Annotated in this window: 17 protein-coding genes and 1 pseudogene; 10 read left to right on the forward strand and 8 right to left on the reverse strand. The window is 65.2% G+C overall.

Going from position 1 to position 15,944, the window contains the following annotated elements; translation table 11 throughout:
* Positions 1 to 122: 122 nt before the first annotated feature.
* Together LT948_RS24185 and galU are read left to right on the forward strand one after the other, a co-directional pair.
* Entirely contained in the window at positions 123 to 1,484 is a 1,362-nt protein-coding gene (locus LT948_RS24185) for a UDP-glucose 6-dehydrogenase (protein WP_003088636.1), read from the forward strand.
* A 47-nt stretch (positions 1,485 to 1,531) separates the two neighbouring features.
* Positions 1,532 to 2,371, forward strand: a complete 840-nt coding sequence (gene galU / locus LT948_RS24190; protein WP_003088639.1) for a UTP--glucose-1-phosphate uridylyltransferase GalU — start codon at positions 1,532 to 1,534, stop codon at positions 2,369 to 2,371.
* 178 nt (positions 2,372 to 2,549) lie between these two features.
* Here galU and LT948_RS24195 read toward each other — a convergent pair whose 3' ends face one another.
* A complete protein-coding gene (locus LT948_RS24195) occupies positions 2,550 to 2,972 on the reverse strand; it encodes a VOC family protein (RefSeq protein ID WP_003100368.1) in 423 nt (140 codons plus the stop codon).
* Positions 2,973 to 3,116: 144 nt separating this feature from the next.
* On the opposite strand from LT948_RS24195, the gene gorA reads away from it, so the two are divergent.
* Complete coding sequence (gene gorA / locus LT948_RS24200; protein WP_003128794.1) at positions 3,117 to 4,472, forward strand: glutathione-disulfide reductase; 1,356 nt, start codon at positions 3,117 to 3,119, stop codon at positions 4,470 to 4,472.
* A gap of 54 nt (positions 4,473 to 4,526) precedes the next feature.
* Here gorA and LT948_RS24205 read toward each other — a convergent pair whose 3' ends face one another.
* The gene (locus tag LT948_RS24205; protein WP_003128792.1) at positions 4,527 to 5,528 is read right to left on the reverse strand and encodes a bile acid:sodium symporter family protein; all 1,002 of its coding nucleotides are present in this window, start codon (positions 5,526 to 5,528) and stop codon (positions 4,527 to 4,529) included.
* Positions 5,529 to 5,680: 152 nt separating this feature from the next.
* A complete protein-coding gene (locus LT948_RS24210) occupies positions 5,681 to 6,073 on the reverse strand; it encodes a hypothetical protein (protein ID WP_003088646.1) in 393 nt (130 codons plus the stop codon).
* Between the two features lie 132 nt (positions 6,074 to 6,205).
* Between LT948_RS24210 and LT948_RS24215 the strand changes: the two genes are divergently transcribed.
* Entirely contained in the window at positions 6,206 to 6,679 is a 474-nt protein-coding gene (locus LT948_RS24215; RefSeq protein ID WP_003088649.1) for an Lrp/AsnC family transcriptional regulator, read from the forward strand.
* Between the two features lie 23 nt (positions 6,680 to 6,702).
* A complete protein-coding gene (locus tag LT948_RS24220; RefSeq protein WP_003118549.1) occupies positions 6,703 to 7,002 on the forward strand; it encodes a winged helix-turn-helix domain-containing protein in 300 nt (99 codons plus the stop codon).
* 74 nt (positions 7,003 to 7,076) lie between these two features.
* Here the strand turns inward: LT948_RS24220 and LT948_RS24225 are convergent, their stop codons facing one another.
* Together LT948_RS24225 and LT948_RS24230 are read right to left on the reverse strand one after the other, a co-directional pair.
* Entirely contained in the window at positions 7,077 to 7,334 is a 258-nt protein-coding gene (locus tag LT948_RS24225) for a hypothetical protein (RefSeq protein ID WP_003128788.1), read from the reverse strand.
* Complete coding sequence (locus tag LT948_RS24230) at positions 7,331 to 7,585, reverse strand: DUF1127 domain-containing protein (RefSeq protein ID WP_003100355.1); 255 nt, start codon at positions 7,583 to 7,585, stop codon at positions 7,331 to 7,333. Before LT948_RS24230 ends, LT948_RS24225 begins: the two co-directional genes overlap by 4 nt.
* 179 nt (positions 7,586 to 7,764) lie before the next feature.
* On the opposite strand from LT948_RS24230, the gene LT948_RS24235 reads away from it, so the two are divergent.
* The 3 genes from LT948_RS24235 (at position 7,765) to LT948_RS24245 (ending at position 10,906) form a co-directional block, all read left to right on the forward strand.
* A complete protein-coding gene (locus LT948_RS24235; RefSeq protein ID WP_003100354.1) occupies positions 7,765 to 9,189 on the forward strand; it encodes an aminotransferase-like domain-containing protein in 1,425 nt (474 codons plus the stop codon).
* Between the two features lie 134 nt (positions 9,190 to 9,323).
* Positions 9,324 to 10,232: a siderophore-interacting protein gene (locus LT948_RS24240; protein WP_003139694.1), complete on the forward strand. Its 909-nt coding sequence runs from the start codon at positions 9,324 to 9,326 to the stop codon at positions 10,230 to 10,232.
* A complete protein-coding gene (locus LT948_RS24245; protein ID WP_003100350.1) occupies positions 10,232 to 10,906 on the forward strand; it encodes a class I SAM-dependent methyltransferase in 675 nt (224 codons plus the stop codon). Before LT948_RS24240 ends, LT948_RS24245 begins: the two co-directional genes overlap by 1 nt.
* A gap of 7 nt (positions 10,907 to 10,913) precedes the next feature.
* On the opposite strand, the gene LT948_RS24250 is transcribed toward LT948_RS24245, so the two are convergent.
* A complete protein-coding gene (locus tag LT948_RS24250) occupies positions 10,914 to 12,572 on the reverse strand; it encodes a thiamine pyrophosphate-binding protein (protein ID WP_209364736.1) in 1,659 nt (552 codons plus the stop codon).
* 734 nt (positions 12,573 to 13,306) lie between these two features.
* Between LT948_RS24250 and LT948_RS24255 the strand changes: the two genes are divergently transcribed.
* Positions 13,307 to 13,828 (forward strand): class I SAM-dependent methyltransferase, encoded by a 522-nt coding sequence (locus LT948_RS24255; protein WP_031670850.1) that lies wholly within the window; start codon positions 13,307 to 13,309, stop codon positions 13,826 to 13,828.
* A gap of 234 nt (positions 13,829 to 14,062) precedes the next feature.
* Here LT948_RS24255 and LT948_RS24260 read toward each other — a convergent pair whose 3' ends face one another.
* A complete protein-coding gene (locus LT948_RS24260) occupies positions 14,063 to 14,377 on the reverse strand; it encodes an AzlD domain-containing protein (RefSeq protein WP_016263543.1) in 315 nt (104 codons plus the stop codon).
* A complete protein-coding gene (locus LT948_RS24265; protein WP_003162262.1) occupies positions 14,362 to 15,072 on the reverse strand; it encodes an AzlC family ABC transporter permease in 711 nt (236 codons plus the stop codon). Before LT948_RS24265 ends, LT948_RS24260 begins: the two co-directional genes overlap by 16 nt.
* A gap of 638 nt (positions 15,073 to 15,710) precedes the next feature.
* Here LT948_RS24265 and LT948_RS24270 point away from each other — a divergent pair.
* Positions 15,711 to 15,944: pseudogene (locus LT948_RS24270) on the forward strand (hypothetical protein); the annotation flags it as partial.

Below are 15,944 nucleotides of genomic sequence, written 5' to 3' on the forward strand. Positions count from 1 at the left end.
GGGTGGACCCCGGGCATCCGCGCGGGTTCTGTCACGGTAGCTTCACGCCAGCGTCACGCGCCTGCCACCGCGCTTGGCTGCAATCGTCCGCAGAGAAGGCGAGGCCAGCGGAGGACGACGCCATGCGGCTATGCGTGATTGGTGCGGGCTATGTGGGACTGGTGACGGCGGCCTGTTTCGCCGAGATGGGCAACCAGGTGCGCTGCGTGGAGCGCGACCGCGAGCGGGTCGCGCGGCTGAGACGCGGCGAGATGCCGATCTACGAGCCGGGCCTGGAAAGCATCCTGCGCGATCAGCTGGACGCCGCCCGCCTGACCTTCACCGCCAGCCTGGCGGAAGGCCTGGCCGACGCCGAGGTGGTGTTCATCGCCGTCGGCACGCCGTGCGGCGAGGACGGCTCGGCCGACCTCAGCCACGTGATGGCGGTCGCCGAGCAACTTGGCGCGCAACTGCGCCAGGCCTGCATCGTGGTCAACAAGTCGACCGTGCCGGTGGGCACCGCCGAACGGGTCGAAGAGATCATCCGCCTGGGCCTGGCGCGCCGGCGCAAGCGCTTCCGGGTGGCGGTGGCGAGCAATCCGGAGTTCCTCAAGGAAGGCTCGGCGGTGGACGACTTCAGGCGCCCGGACCGGGTCATCATCGGCAGCGCCGAGGCGCAGGCCGGGGAAACCCTGCGCCAGCTCTACGCGCCGTTCCTGCGCAATCACGAACGGGTCCTGCTGATGGGGCGCCGCGAGGCCGAGTTCAGCAAGTACGCGGCCAATGCCTTCCTCGCCACCAAGATTTCCTTCATGAACGAGATGGCCGGGCTGTGCGCCCTCACCGGCGTCGACATCGAGGACGTGCGCCGTGGCATGGGCAGCGACAAGCGCATCGGCACCCATTTCATCTACGCCGGCTGCGGCTACGGCGGCTCGTGCTTTCCCAAGGACGTCCGCGCGCTGATCCGCAGCGCCGAGCAACAGGGCTTCGACAGCCAGATACTGCGTGCGGTGGAAGCGCGCAACGCGCGGCAGAAGGAACTGCTCTTCGAGACCCTCGGCGAGCTGTTCCAGGGACGCTGGCAAGGGCGCACGGTGGCGCTCTGGGGGCTGGCCTTCAAGCCGGGTACCGACGACCTGCGCGAGGCGCCGAGCCTGGTCCTGCTGGAGGCACTGCTGCGCCACGGGGTGCGGGTCAGGGCCCATGACCCGGTGGCCAACGCCGGGGTCGCGGCACGCTATCCGGACGCGCTGGCGTGCGCCCAGTTGACGCTCCACGACTCGCCCTACGCCGCCGTCGAGGGCGCCGATGCCCTGGTGCTGGTGACCGAGTGGAAACAGTTCCGCCAGCCGGACTTCCAGAAAATCCGTGGATCCATGCGAACTCCCCTGTTGGTCGACGGTCGGAATCTCTACGCACCGGCGCGGATGGCGGAACTGGGCTTCATCTACCAGGGCATAGGACGTCCAAGGGCCGGGCATTGTAAGGCGAGCGCAGCCTGATTAGACTGCGCGCCATCCGCATACTTCGTCCATGTCGAAGGATTCTCATGATCAAGAAATGTCTTTTCCCGGCCGCCGGTTACGGCACCCGTTTCCTCCCGGCCACCAAGGCCATGCCCAAGGAAATGCTGCCGGTGGTGAACAAGCCGCTGATCCAGTACGCGGTGGAGGAGGCGCTGGAAGCCGGCCTTTCCGAGATCGGCATCGTCACCGGCCGCGGCAAGCGTTCGCTGGAAGACCACTTCGACATCAGCTACGAGCTGGAACACCAGATCCGCAACACCGACAAGGAAAAGTACCTGGTCGGCATCCGTCGGCTGATCGACGAGTGCACCTTCGCCTACACCCGCCAGGTGGAGATGAAGGGCCTCGGCCACGCCATCCTCACCGGTCGTCCGCTGATCGGCGACGAGCCGTTCGCCGTGGTCCTGGCCGACGACCTGTGCCTGAACCTCGAAGGCGACAGCGTGCTGAAGCAGATGGTCAAGCTGTACAACCAGTTCCGCTGCTCCATCGTGGCGATCCAGGAAGTGCCGCCGGAAGAGACCAACAAGTACGGCGTGATCGCCGGCGAGATGATCCGCGACGATATCTTCCGGGTGAACACCATGGTCGAGAAGCCGAAGCCGGAAGAGGCGCCGTCGAACCTGGCGATCATCGGCCGCTACATCCTGACCCCGGACATCTTCGACCTGATCGAGCAGACCGAACCGGGCAAGGGCGGCGAGATCCAGATCACCGATGCCCTGATGAAGCAGGCCCAGGACGGCTGCGTGCTGGCCTACAAGTTCAAGGGCAAGCGTTTCGACTGCGGCAGCGCCGAGGGCTACATCGAGGCGACCAACTTCTGCTACGAAAACCTCTACAAGACCGGCAAGGCTCACTGAGCCTCGCCGTTCCCGATGAAAAACGCCGCGTCCCCGATGGGGGCGCGGCGTTTTTCGTATGGGGCGAACGGCCATGGGGTATCCGCCCTACCTGAGCTGTCGGCGGGCGTGGCGTTGTTGGCGTCGGGCGAATAACCCCGCTAGCCTGGCCTGGGCCACGCGGCGCCTCCGCGCCCGGTCAGGGAATCGGCAGCGCCTCGGAACCCGGGCCCAGCGGCTGGCCGTAGCTGAACTCCACGTAGTTGCCCGCCGGGTCGCGCAGGCCGCAGTAGTAGCCGACCGGATAGGGCTCGTCGCGCGGCGCCCAGACCAGGCAGCCGGCGGCCTCGGCGCGGCGCGCCAGATCGTCTACCGCGGCGCGGCTGGAGAGGGCGAAGCCGAAATGACTGTAATCGTCGCTGGCCAGGTTGCGCGGCTGGCCGCCGGGCATGATGACGAAGATGAAGCGTTGTTCCTGGCCGGGTTCGGCCATCCAGACGATCTGCGAGCCTTTGCCGGGGCGCCGGTGGATCACCCGCATGCCGCAGAAGGTTTCGTAGAAGGCGATGCAGGCGTCGAGGTCGGGGACGTGCAGCGCCAGGTGGGTGAGGGTGGGGGACATCGCGCTTACCTCCACGGACAAGCATAGCCCATCGCCTGCCAGGCCATGCGCTGAGCCGTTTCGACAGGTTTCTGCGTCGATCCGGCGGGAGCCGACGCTGGTGAATGGGTTATGCTGGAACGCATCTGATCCAGGAGTAGGAACATGTCTTTCGATTTCGATCTGTTCGTCATCGGCGCCGGCTCAGGGGGCGTACGCGCCGCCCGCTTCGCCGCCGGCTTCGGTGCCCGTGTCGCGGTGGCGGAGAGTCGCTACCTGGGTGGCACCTGCGTCAACGTCGGCTGCGTGCCGAAGAAGCTGCTGGTCTATGGCGCGCATTTCAGCGAGGACTTCGAGCAGGCCCGGGCCTATGGCTGGAGCGCCGGCGAGGCGCAGTTTGATTGGGCGACCCTGATCGGCAACAAGAACCGCGAGATCCAGCGGCTCAACGGGATCTACCGCAACCTGCTGGTGAACAGCGGGGTGACCTTGCTCGAAGGTCACGCACGTCTGCTCGATGCGCACAACGTCGAGGTGGACGGCCAGCGCTTCAGCGCCAAGCACATTCTCGTCGCCACCGGTGGCTGGCCGCAGGTGCCGGACATTCCCGGCAAGGAACACGCGATCACCTCCAACGAAGCGTTCTTCCTCGAGCGCCTGCCGCGCCGCGTGCTGGTGGTCGGCGGCGGCTACATCGCCGTCGAGTTCGCCTCGATCTTCAACGGGCTCGGCGCCGAGACCACCTTGCTCTACCGTCGCGACCTGTTCCTGCGCGGCTTCGACCGCAGCGTCCGCGAACACCTGCGCGACGAATTGGGCAAGAAGGGCCTGGACCTGCAGTTCAACAGCGACATCGCCCGTATCGACAAACAGGCCGATGGCAGCCTGGCCGCGACCCTCAAGGACGGCCGGGTGCTGGAGGCGGACTGCGTGTTCTATGCCACCGGGCGGCGGCCGATGCTGGATGACCTTGGCCTGGAAAACACCGGAGTGAAGCTGACCGACAAGGGCTTCATCGCGGTCGACGAGCATTACCAGACCAGCGAGCCGTCGATCCTCGCCCTGGGCGACGTGATCGGTCGCGTCCAGTTGACCCCCGTGGCGCTGGCCGAGGGCATGGCGGTGGCGCGGCGGCTGTTCAAGCCGGAGGAGTACCGTCCGGTGGACTACAAGTTGATTCCCACCGCGGTGTTCAGCCTGCCCAACATCGGCACCGTCGGCCTGACCGAGGAGGAGGCGCTGAGCGCCGGGCACAAGGTGAAGATCTTCGAGAGCCGCTTCCGGCCGATGAAGCTGACCCTTACCGACGACCAGGAAAAGACCCTGATGAAGCTGGTCGTGGATGCCCACGACGACAGGGTGCTGGGCTGCCACATGGTCGGCGCCGAGGCCGGCGAGATCCTCCAGGGTATCGCGGTGGCGATGAAGGCCGGGGCGACCAAGCAGGCGTTCGACGAGACCATCGGCATCCACCCGACCGCGGCGGAAGAGTTCGTCACCCTGCGCACGCCGACGCGCTGAGCCGCGTCTGAACGAAGAAGCCGGCCCCAGGGCCGGCTTCTTTCATTTTCGCGCTCAGCGCGAGGGGGCCTCGGCCAGCGCCGCCGCTGCGTCGTCGCGGCGCCTGGCGTAGCGTTGCGCGAGCACCGCGCAGACCATCAGCTGGATCTGGTGGAACAGCATCAGCGGCAACACCATCGGTCCCACCGCACTGGTGGCGAACAGCACCTTGGCCATGGGCACGCCGGTGGCCAGGCTCTTCTTCGAACCGCAGAAGACGATGGTGATCTCGTCTTCCTTGCTGAAGCCCAGGCGTCGCGCCAGCACCGTGGTCAGCACCAGGGCCAGGGCGAGGATCACGCAGCAGGCGACCGTCAGGCCGAGCAGCGCCAGCCAGGGTACTTCGTGCCACAGGCCCTGGATCACCGCGGCGCTGAAGGCGGTGTAGACCACCAGCAGGATCGAGCCCTGGTCGACATAGCGTAGCACCGGCTTGTTGCGCTCCACCCAGGCGCCGATCCAGCGCCGCAGGACCTGGCCGGCGATGAAGGGTACCAGCAGTTGCAGGGTGATCTTGCCGATGGCGTCCAGCGCGTTGCCGGTCTCGCCTTCGGCGCCGAGCAGCAGCTTGACCAGCAGCGGGGTGAGGAATACGCCGAGCAGGCTCGACACGGAAGCGCTGCATACCGCTGCCGGCACGTTGCCGCGCGCCAGCGAGGTGAAGGCGATGGAGGATTGCACCGTGGCCGGCAGGGCGCAGAGGAACAGGATGCCGAGGTACAGCTCCGGGGTGACCATCGGCGACAGCGCCGGTTTCAGCGCCAGGCCGAGCAGCGGGAACATCACGAAGGTGCAGGCGAACACCAGCAGGTGCAGGCGCCAGTGGGTCATGCCGGCGACGATCGCCTGGCGCGACAGCTTGGCGCCGTGGAGGAAGAACAGCAGGCCGATGCCGATGTTGGTCACCCATTCGAAGACCACGGCGGTCTGGCCGCTGCAGGGCAGGAAAGTGGCGAGAAGGACGGTGGCGATCAGCGCCAGGGTGAAGTTATCCGGAAGGAAACGCGGTCGGGACATGGGCACGCTCTGCAGGATCGGGGAACACACGGCAGTCTTCTGGCTGCCTGGCGAACCTGCACTGTAGCCATGGGCTGGGCGACCGGCTAACGCCAGAAGGCCAGCCGATGACGCTGAGTGGACAGGGCGGCCGCCGCGCCGCCCCGAGGGGCTCAGACGACGCTGGCCAGCAGCGGCTCGCTGACGCTGGGACGGACCTTGCCGGCATGGGGAGAGAACTCCAGGCGGACGGCGAGCACGGTGACCAGCGAGCGCAGTTTCTCCGCGATCACGCTGGCGCGGTGCTGGCTGAGGCCGGGGAAGGTCAGCAGCAGGCGGATCTTGTGGTCCTCGCGGTCGGCACGAACCCGCTCCGGGGTGAAGGACTGCACGGCGAACAGGTTGAGCACCCGGCACAGCAGGTCCGGGTCGGCCATGCCCTCGATATGGAAGATCGACAGGGTCTCGGTATCTGCGCAGGAGGTTTCCCAGACGTTCGGGCGGATCACCTGGCGTTCTTCGCCGTCAGGGTGTTTGGCCAGGAAAAGGGGGGCGAGGGTTGACATGTGACGCTCCAGGCAGTGTTTCGACGAGAGAAATTCTCCCAGAGGCGTGCCGGATTTTTTCTCCTGTTTTTGCGTGATTTTGCGCTATCCGTGCATACTTGATCCCTATATTTTTCTTTGTAGGGAATATTTATGTCCATTCCACTGGATATGTACGATCAGCGTATTCTCGCTTTGCTGCAGGAGGAATCCTCGCTTTCCACCGCCGAGATCGCCGAGCGCATCGGACTTTCCCAATCGCCCTGCTGGCGGCGCATCCAACGCCTGAAGGAGGAGGGGGTGATCCGCAAGCAGGTGACCCTGCTCGACCGCAAGAAGATCGGCCTGAATACCCAGGTATTCGCCCAGATCAAGCTCAACGCCCATGGGCGCAAGAACCTCACCGACTTCGCCGAGGCGATGCACCAGTTTCCCGAGGTGCTGGAGTGCCACGTACTGATGGGCGCGGTGGACTTCATGCTGCGTATCGTCACCCGCGATATCGAATCCTACGAACGCTTTTTCTTCGAGAAGCTGTCGGCGGTGCCGGGCATCCAGGAAGTGAACTCCATCGTCGCCTTGTCGGAAATCAAATCCACCACTACCTTGCCCCTGCTCGCTCCCTGAGCCTTCCCGGAGAACGCCTGCTCATGACCATCAGCAAGACCAAGTCCAGCTTCTACCGCCGCCTCTACGTCGCCTACCTGATCGACAGCGGCACCGCCAGCGTGCCGGAGATCATGGCCGCCACCGGCATGCCCCGGCGTACCGCACAGGACACCATCGCCGCGCTGGAGGAACTGGACATCGTCTGCGAGTTCGAGCAGCGGGAGGGTGCGCGCAACCACCAGGGCGGCTATGTCATCCGCGACTGGGGGGCGGTACGGCGGGAGTGGGTGGTCGAGCAGCATCGGCGAATCGCGGCGGCGCTGGAGTATCCGGCGGAATGAGCCACGCGCTGGCGGCCATATGCATATAAAAGAAGGAGGGGCTCAAACTGCCTCCCCTCCCGAGCATGCGTTCTTCAGATGCCGCGCTGTTCCAGGGTGGCCTGGCGGGCGCGCTGGGCCAGCTCCTCGGCGGGCTGGACGCTGCTGCCGGCGGTAGGCGGCGGTGACGGCATATGCGGCTTGAGGTAGGCCGCCAGGCTGACGCCGCAGTAGACCAGCAGGGCCATGGCGATCAGCGCCTTGTATGGGTCGATGTCGGATCGGCGCTTGCAGACCATACAGATATGCCCTTCGCTGGCTGGGCGTTCGCCACAGTTGCGACAGCGGATCATGCCTTCCTCCCGCCGGATTTTCCCGCCTGCCAGAACGCCAGCGAGGCTTCCTCGCGGGCCTGCTCGGCGCTCAGGCCGATATCCTTCAGTTCCGCCGCTTCCAGGTCCAGCAGCGCGCGCCGGGTCAACTGGCGTTGCCGGGCCAGGCGATAGCCGCGACGCAGGGCCTGCGCCAGGTTGTCCATCGCGGCGAGTGGGAAGGGGCCATCGAGGCGTTGGCGGCGCTCGGATTTCGCACTGAGTCGCGTCATGCTGCGTACTCCATATTGATCGGCTGGACGACGGAGATAGAATGGCCATCGCGCGCTGTTCCGTACAGGTCCAGAAAAGGTGGGTTGACTGCATACAGATCAAGCGCTCCCCGGCCTGAATGGTGGATTTCGCCACCATCTGTACCGGTCCCGCTTTCGCTCACCCTGGAGTCCCGCTCATGACCCTTTATCTGCAACTCGCCGAGACCCTCGGTTCGCGCATCGAACAGGGCCTCTACCGTCCGGGCGACCGGCTGCCCTCGGTGCGGGCCATGAGCATCGAGCACGGCGTCAGCCTGAGCACCGTGCAACAGGCATACAGGCTGCTGGAAGATCGCGGGCTGGCCGAGCCGCGGCCGAAGTCCGGCTATTTCGTCCCGGTCGCGCGACAGATGCCGCCGCTGCCGGCGATCGCCCGCCTGGCCCAGCGGCCGGTGGAAATCTCGCAATGGGAGCAGGTGCTGGCCCTGGTCAGCACGGTACCGCGGCCGGACGTGGTCCAGCTCGGCCGCGGCATGCCGGACATCTCCAGCCCTTCGCTGAAACCGCTGACCCGCAGCCTGGCCCGGCTCAACCGCCACGCCGACGCCCGTGCGCTGGCCTACGACGGGATCCACGGCTCGCCGTTGCTGCGCGAGGAAGTCGCCCGCCTGTTGGTGGACTCCGGCTGTCGGGCCACCGCCAGCGACGTGGTGATCACCACCGGCTGCCACGAGGCCCTGTCGGTGAGCATCCGCGCGGTGTGCGAACCGGGCGATATCGTCGCGGTGGAGTCGCCGAGCTTCCATGGCGCCATGCAATCGCTGAAAGGCCTCGGCATGAAGGCCCTGGAGATCCCCACCGATCCGGTCAACGGCATCAGCCTGGAAGCCCTCGAACTGGCGCTGGAACAGTGGCCGATCAAGGCCATCCAGGTGACCCCGAACTGCAACAACCCGCTCGGCTACATCATGCCCGAGTCGCGCAAGCGGGCGCTGCTGGCCCTGGCCCAGCGCTACGACGTGGCGATCATCGAGGACGATGTCTACGGCGACCTGGCCTACACCTATCCGCGCCCGCGCACCATCAAGTCGTACGACGACGATGGCCGGGTGCTGCTCTGCGGGTCGTTCTCCAAGGTCCTGGCGCCGGGCCTGCGGATCGGCTGGATGGTACCCGGGCGCTACGCCGACCGCGTGCTGCACATGAAGTACATCAGTACCGGCGCCAGCGCCCTGCAACCGCAACTGGCGATCGCCGAATTCATCGGCAACGGCCACTACGAGCCGCACTTGCGGCGCATGCGCGCCCAGTACCAGCGCGGACGCGATCTGATGATCGACTGGGTGGCGCGCTATTTCCCGGAGGGCACCCGCGCCAGCCGGCCCCAGGGCGGTTTCCTGCTCTGGGTCGAACTGGACGAGGCGTTCGACACCCTGCGCCTGGACAAGGCCTTGCGCAACCGCGGTGTACAAGTCGCGGTGGGCTGCATCTTCTCCGCTTCCGGCAAGTACCGGAACTGCCTGCGGATGAACTACGCGGCGTTGCCGACCCCGGCCATCGAGCAGGCGGTCAGGCGAGTAGGGGAGAGCGCTTGCGAGCTGCTGGAGCCTTGCGAGGCCTGAGCGGCAGTCGTGCTTTCGACGCAGTCGACGATTGCACAAATAGCAAATGCTAATCATTCGCATTGTTTGCTAGAGTTGCCTGATGCATGCATCCGCCGGCGCCGCTGGGCGCCGGTCACCAGGAGACCATCGTCATGTCGCAACCCGCCTATCGTCTGTTCAATGTCGAACTCAAGCGCCGCGAGCAACTCAGCCCGGCGCTGACCCGCTTCGTCTTCGGCGGCCCGGAGGTCGCCGAGATGAAGACCCTGGCCGCCGACCAGCGGATCAAGATCTTCTTCCCCGATGCCAGCGGCCAGCCGCCCAGCCTGCCCGGTGGCAGCGAGTGGTACCAGGCCTATCGCAGCGTCGAGCCGGCTCGCCGGCCGCCGATGCGTACCTACACCATCCGTGCGCTGCGCGCCGAGCAGGAGGAGGTCGACGTGGAGTTCGTCCTCCACGGCGAGAACGGCCCGGCCTCGGCCTGGGCGACCCACGCGCGGATCGGCGACCGCCTGCAACTGGCCGCGCCCAACCGGCAATACGGCGATGACCCCGGCGGCTACGAATGGAAGCCGCCGGCTGGCGTCCGCCATATCCTGCTGATCGCCGACGAAACCGCCTTGCCCGCGGTGGCGGGAATTCTCGAGGAGCTGGCCGGCGAAGCCGAGCCGCCGGTGGTCGAGGCCTTTCTCGAAGTGCCGGGAGAAGCCGATATCCTCGACCTGCCGGCGATTCCCGGTGCGCGCCTGCACTGGCTGCCGCGCCACCAGGCCGGCATCCATTCGCGCAACGGCGAGCGGATGATCGAGGCGGCGCGCCAGGCGCGGCTGCCGGAGCGCGAGGTGGCGGGTGGTGCGGCCCAGGAACTGGAGGACATCGATATCGACGAGGAGATCCTCTGGGAACTGGCGAGCCCCGAGAGCGGCAGTTTCTACGCCTGGGTCGCCGGCGAGTCGGCGGCGGTGATGGCGATCCGGCGCTACCTGGTGCAGGAGCGCGGTATCGACAAGCGTCATCTGACCCTGATGGGCTATTGGCGCCTGGGCAAGGTGTTCGACTGATGGGCCGCTTCGTCGGGAAACAGGCGGACGGCTACGAGACGCGGATCGGCCGCCTGTTGCCGGGCTACGAGTTGCTGCACCTGCTCAGTCGCGCGCAGTTGCTGGCCCGTCTGCCGGAACGGGCGCGCCTGCTCAGCGTCGGCTGCGGCGCCGGCGGCGAACTGGCGGAGCTGGCCGGGTTGCGTCCAGGCTGGCGTTTCGTCGCGGCGGACCTGTCGGCCGACATGCTCGCCCTGGCCCGCCAGCGCTGCGCCAGGCTCGGCCTGCTGGAGCGGATCGAGCTGCACTGCGGCGACGTCGCCGGGCTACCGCCTGCGCCGCCTTGCGATGCGGCGCTGGTCCTGCTGGTGCTGCATTTCCTGCGCGGCGACCAGGCCAAGCGGCGCTTCCTCGAGGCGGTCGCCGAGCGTCTGGCGCCAGCGGCGCCGTTGCTGCTGGCCAACCTGATGGAAGCCCGGGACGCCTTCGAACGCCCGGTGCAGGCCGAGGCCTGCCGCTTGGCCGGGCTTTCCCCGGAGGACAGCGACGGCATGCTGCAACGCTTGCGCGAGGATTTCGATCCGTTGTCCGAGCAGCGCCTCGGCGAACTGCTGGAAGACACCGGCTTCGTCCTGCCCAGCCGCTATTTCCAGGCCGTGGGCTACCAGGCCTGGATCGCCTTCCGCGCCGGCTGAGGATGCCTCAGGCGAGGCGCGCCTGCGGCGTGATCTGGCGTGGGTCGGTCAGCAGCTCCAGCAGCGCCGGGCGTCCGCTTTCGCGGGCGCGCCGGAACGCGGCGGGGAAGTCGGCGCTGCACTCCACTCGTTCGGCGTGGGCGCCGAAGGCTCGCGCCAGGGCGACGAAGTCGGGGTTGTCCAGGCGGGTGGCGGATACCCGCCCGGGATATTCGCGTTCCTGATGCATGCGGATGGTGCCGAGCATGCCGTTGTTGACCACGATCACCACCGGCGTCGCGCCGAACTGCGCGGCGGTCGCCAGCTCCTGCGGATACATCATGAAACAGCCGTCGCCGGCGAAGCACACCACGCTGCGCTGCGGATCGCGCAGGCTGGCGGCGATCGCGGCGGGCAGGCCGTAGCCCATGGCGCCGTTGGTCGGCGCCAACTGCGTGCGGGCCTGGCGATAGCGGTAGAAGCGATGCACCCAGACGGCATAGTTGCCGGCACCGTTGGCGATCACCGCGTCGTCCGGCAGGTTTTCGCTGAGGTACGCGACCACGGACGCCAGGTCGACGCCCTGGATGGCGGGGTCGCTCGCGGCCGGGGTCGAGTAGGCCAGGTAGTCGGCATGGGCGGCTTCGCGCCAGTCCTGCCAAGTGCTCGAGGGCAACGGCGCGAGGTCGGCCAGGGCCTCGGCGAAGGCACACGGGGTGGCCTGGATCGGCAGTCGCGCCAGGTAGACGCGGTTCAGTTCCGCGCTGTCCGGATGCACGTGGATCAGCGTCTGCGTGGGGGCCGGACTACGCACCAGGCTGTAGCCAGCGCTCGGCGTTTCGCCCAGGCGCGCCCCGACCACCAGCAGCAGGTCGGCCTGGCGCAGCCGCTCCAATAGCGCCGGCGCCGCGCCGAAGCCCAGTTGTCCGGCGTAGTGCGGGTCACGGTTGTCGAACAGGTCCTGGCGACGGAACGAGGTGGCCACCGGCAGGCCATTGGCCTCGACGAAGGCGCCTAGCCGTTTCCTGGCGGCACTGTCCCAGCCGCTGCCGCCAAGTACCAGCAGGGGGCGCCTGGCGTTCGCCAGCAGTTCGCGCAGTTCCGCCATCGCCGTGGCGCCCGGCCGCCCCGGAAGCACCCTTGGCTCCGGCGCATCGGCGACCTGCGCGGAACCGAAGAGGATTTCCTCGGGCAGGGCGACCACGACCGGCCCCGGTCGGCCCGAGGTGGCGACGCTGAAGGCGCGGCCGACGAGCTCCGGGATGCGTTCGATACGGTCGATTTCCACGGCCCACTTCGCCAGTCCCGAGAACATCTGCACGTAGTCGACTTCCTGGAACGCCTCGCGGCCCTTGAAGGCGCTTTCCACCTGGCCGACGAACAGGATCATCGGCGTCGAGTCCTGCTGCGCCGTGTGCACGCCATTCGCCGCATGGGTGGCACCGGGGCCGCGGGTGACGAAGCAGATGCCTGGTCGGCCGGTCAGCTTGCCGTAGGCATCGGCCATGTTCGAGGCGGCACCCTCGTGGCGGGTGACGATGGTGCGGATGCCGTCGGCGTCGTACAGCGCGTCGAGCACCGGCAGGTAGCTTTCCCCGGGGATGCAGTAGACGGTATCGACGGCATTGCGCCGCAATGCCTCTACCAGGATTTGCCCGCCGTTGCGCTGGGGAAGGGAGTCGGACATGAGGGCCTCGCTGCGCACGTTGTGGTTGCCCCGATCTTCGGCCCAAAGCGCGCCAGCGCCAAGCGACCTTTCTTCGCGAGTTCATTCCCGTGGCGCATGAACCCTCGTTCTTCGTTCCGGGGGAGGCCCCTTTCAGCGCTTCATCTGGACGAGAAGGGGACTGGAGCGTCATCGCAACGGGTCTCCTCTAGGCGGATCGGAGAGCGCGGTTTTCCGCTCGTTTCTCCATCTTCTCCTCAATTATGTCTATGTAACTATTTCCTCTAGCAAAAAGGATTGTTCTTACATTATTTATAAATTTTCTTTGTTAGTTTTTCCTCGAGCAGTGCTGTTTGGCGGCTTCCTGAGGGGAAGATTTTTGCTGGGGCGCTGAGATAGAGGACGAGTTGTTGTTTGGTCGTTGGTAAGTTTCGGCTTTTTGTCTTTTAGTCCGATGGGCAAGGGTACCAATGAGCAGGGAGGTTTTTAGGGTGAAATTTTTATCCGGTTTCTGGGAGCGCCGTCGTGCGAATGGCACTCCTCTAGTGTGTATCGAAGAGCGTGGCAGTGGTGCAGGCGAATTCTCGTCGGTGTCCCGTAGGGTTGAAACTGCTCCTGACGTACGTAGCGTTGCGTCTGCAGATCCGGAGCAGTGGTTACATTCCCAGGAGTACGAGCTTTCTTTCTGGAAGGATAAATGGCCCTATCGCCATCTGTCTGTCGAGGAACTACAAGAGGCCCGGCATAAGGATGCAATGTGGTTTCTTGGGAAGATGGGGTTCACGTACGGCTCCTCGCATTATCGCTACGAAGGTTTTGAAGGTAAGGTATTGGAAGTAGGCAGTGGGCCGATCGGCTTTTTCGAGAAGGTCGAAGGCGTGACAGTGACTGCCCAGGACTCATTGATGGGGCTGTATGCAGAGAACCTTCCATTCTCGATTCTCGGGGAAAGAGGTTCTTCTTGTTATATAAGGGATGGTGTTGCCGATATAGAGAGTGCTTTCGATTTCGTCGTTTGCTCAAATGTGCTTGACCATACGGCCGACTGGATCCAGTTCCTGATTGACTGTGTGGGCAGGTTGAGGACGGGCGGTGAGCTACTGTTGGTGACTGACTCTCGCGGAGTTCCAGCAATCGGGCATACACAGATATTCAGCCATGATCAACTGGTTCGTGTCTTGGAGTTGCTGGGGGCAAAGCAGTTCAAGGTGAAAGCCGTCGAGCGGGAGGATGGCGGTCACTGTGACTATCGTCATTATTTTCGGGTGATTTTCTAAAGTGCTCCCCGTCAATTGCTTTGCCTGGGCGGGCGCCAGGTTTACGCGTGTTTATCCAGGCTAGATAGAAGGGAGATGGTTGCTATCAGGTACTGCATCGATAGTAGCCTGGCTGTCAGCCGGATAGCGGCTGCTCCGGAGCATCTGGTGGGCCATATAGCCGCCCGCCGCGAGTTTGTATGAACCCTGCAAGGGGCTGCATGCAGAGGTCATGCCGTCAGCGACTGACATCGATCAAATCAGCCACCACTTGAACAGGAAGAAGAACGCCATGCCCAGCAGCATGCTCGCCAGAGTATTACGGGTATAGAGCACCAGCGCCACGGTGACTGCGCCGCTGACCAGGTAGGGATTGTCGTAGCTGAGGTCGATGCGGCCCTCGGGCATGAACACGATGGGGCCGCAGATCGCCGTGAGCATTCCCGGCACGGCGAAACCGAGGAACTGCCGCAGGTTGCTGCCGAGACGGATCGGCAGGCGCGGTTCGAGGAACAGGTAGCGGTTGAGGAAGACGATCGCGCCCATCCCGAAGATCACTGCCCAGACCATGGCGCCTCCCGATACAGCTTGTTGCAGATGAAACCGGCGGCCATCCCGGCGAGGCCGGCGAGGACCAGCGCCGAACTCCATTGCCAGTGGCTGAACAGCACCGAGCAGAACAGCGAGGTGGCCACGCAGACCAGCGTCGGTACGTTGCGCACCAGCGGCGCGACCAGGGCGATGAAGGTGGCGGCGATGGAGAAATCCAGGCCCAGGTGTTCGAGACCGGGAATGCTGCGGCCAAGCAGGATGCCGGCGAGGGTGAACAGGTTCCAGGCGATATAGAAGGTCAGACCGACGCCGAGGGCGTACCAGCGGTTGAAGTTGCGCCGGTCGTGCTGACTGGCGAGGGCGAAGAACTCGTCGGTGAGCAGGAAGCCCAGGCCGATCCGCCAGCGTCCCGGCAGAGGCGACAGGACCGGCCGCAAGCTCATGCCGTAGAGCAGGTGCTGCGAGGTCAGGAGGAGGGTGGTGAAGATGATCGAAAAGAACCCGGCACCGCCCTTGAGCATGCCGATCGCCACCAACTGGGCGGCGCCGGCGAAGACGATGGCGGACAGGCCCTGGCCCTCGGCCGGGGTGAGGTTGGCTTCGATGGCCATCGATCCCGCCAGCAGCCCCCAGGGCGCGACGGCCAGGGACAATGGGAGGATGGCGACGGCGCCGCGGAGAAAGGCTTGGCGGGGCAGGTCGTGGGCAGTCATGGGGGCATGGCGGTGGTGAACGTCGGTCCAGCATGCCAGCAGGCGCATCGGGCTGGCTTGAACGATCTTGCTCTTCGTATCCGTTATCCACGCAGGCGAAAGCGGCCGGTGTCCTTCCTTATATAAGGAGGACGGGCAGGGCAGGCGGCGGACGAGCGAGGGCCGCTCGAGGGCGCTGCGAAGAATCGAGGGAGAGAAGAGCTAACGCGGATGCTGACCGATCTTGTGGCCGCGGAACTTGGCGCCGAGGGACGGCTGGTAGGACATGGAACACCCGGTTTATTGCTGTTGTAGGGTTGGCACAGCTTAGCCTTGTTCAATTTTTCGTACAACGGAGCCTGTAAAATATCTGCTGCACCAGGTTGAACACCTTGCCTGGCCTGGCTTTGGCCGCTTTCGCGATGCTCTGGAAGGCCCTGTCTACGGCCATTTCGCCGTCCGCGAGGGCGACGAGAGGGCTATTGACAACAAATTGGCTTTCCGATTGACTCTGGCTCCAGCCCCCGCATGATTGAAATTTTTAACAAAAAAGGTGTTGCATCATGTCGGTACCCCTGCGTGCCGTTCAGCTCACTGAGCCGAGCCTGTTCCTTCAGGAACATCCCGAGGTCCAGTTCGTCGACCTTCTGATTTCAGACATGAATGGCGTGGTTCGCGGCAAGCGAATCNTGCGTGCCGTTCAGCTCACTGAGCCGAGCCTGTTCCTTCAGGAACATCCCGAGGTCCAGTTCGTCGACCTTCTGATTTCAGACATGAATGGCGTGGTTCGCGGCAAGCGAATCGAACGCAACAGTCTGCCCAAAGTCTTCGAAAAAGGTATCAACCTTCCCGCTTCCCTGTTCGCCCTCGATATCACCGGCTCCACCGTAGAG

Origin of the sequence: Pseudomonas sp. CP-1, assembly GCF_021213715.1 — a bacterium.
Classification (GTDB): domain Bacteria; phylum Pseudomonadota; class Gammaproteobacteria; order Pseudomonadales; family Pseudomonadaceae; genus Pseudomonas; species Pseudomonas aeruginosa.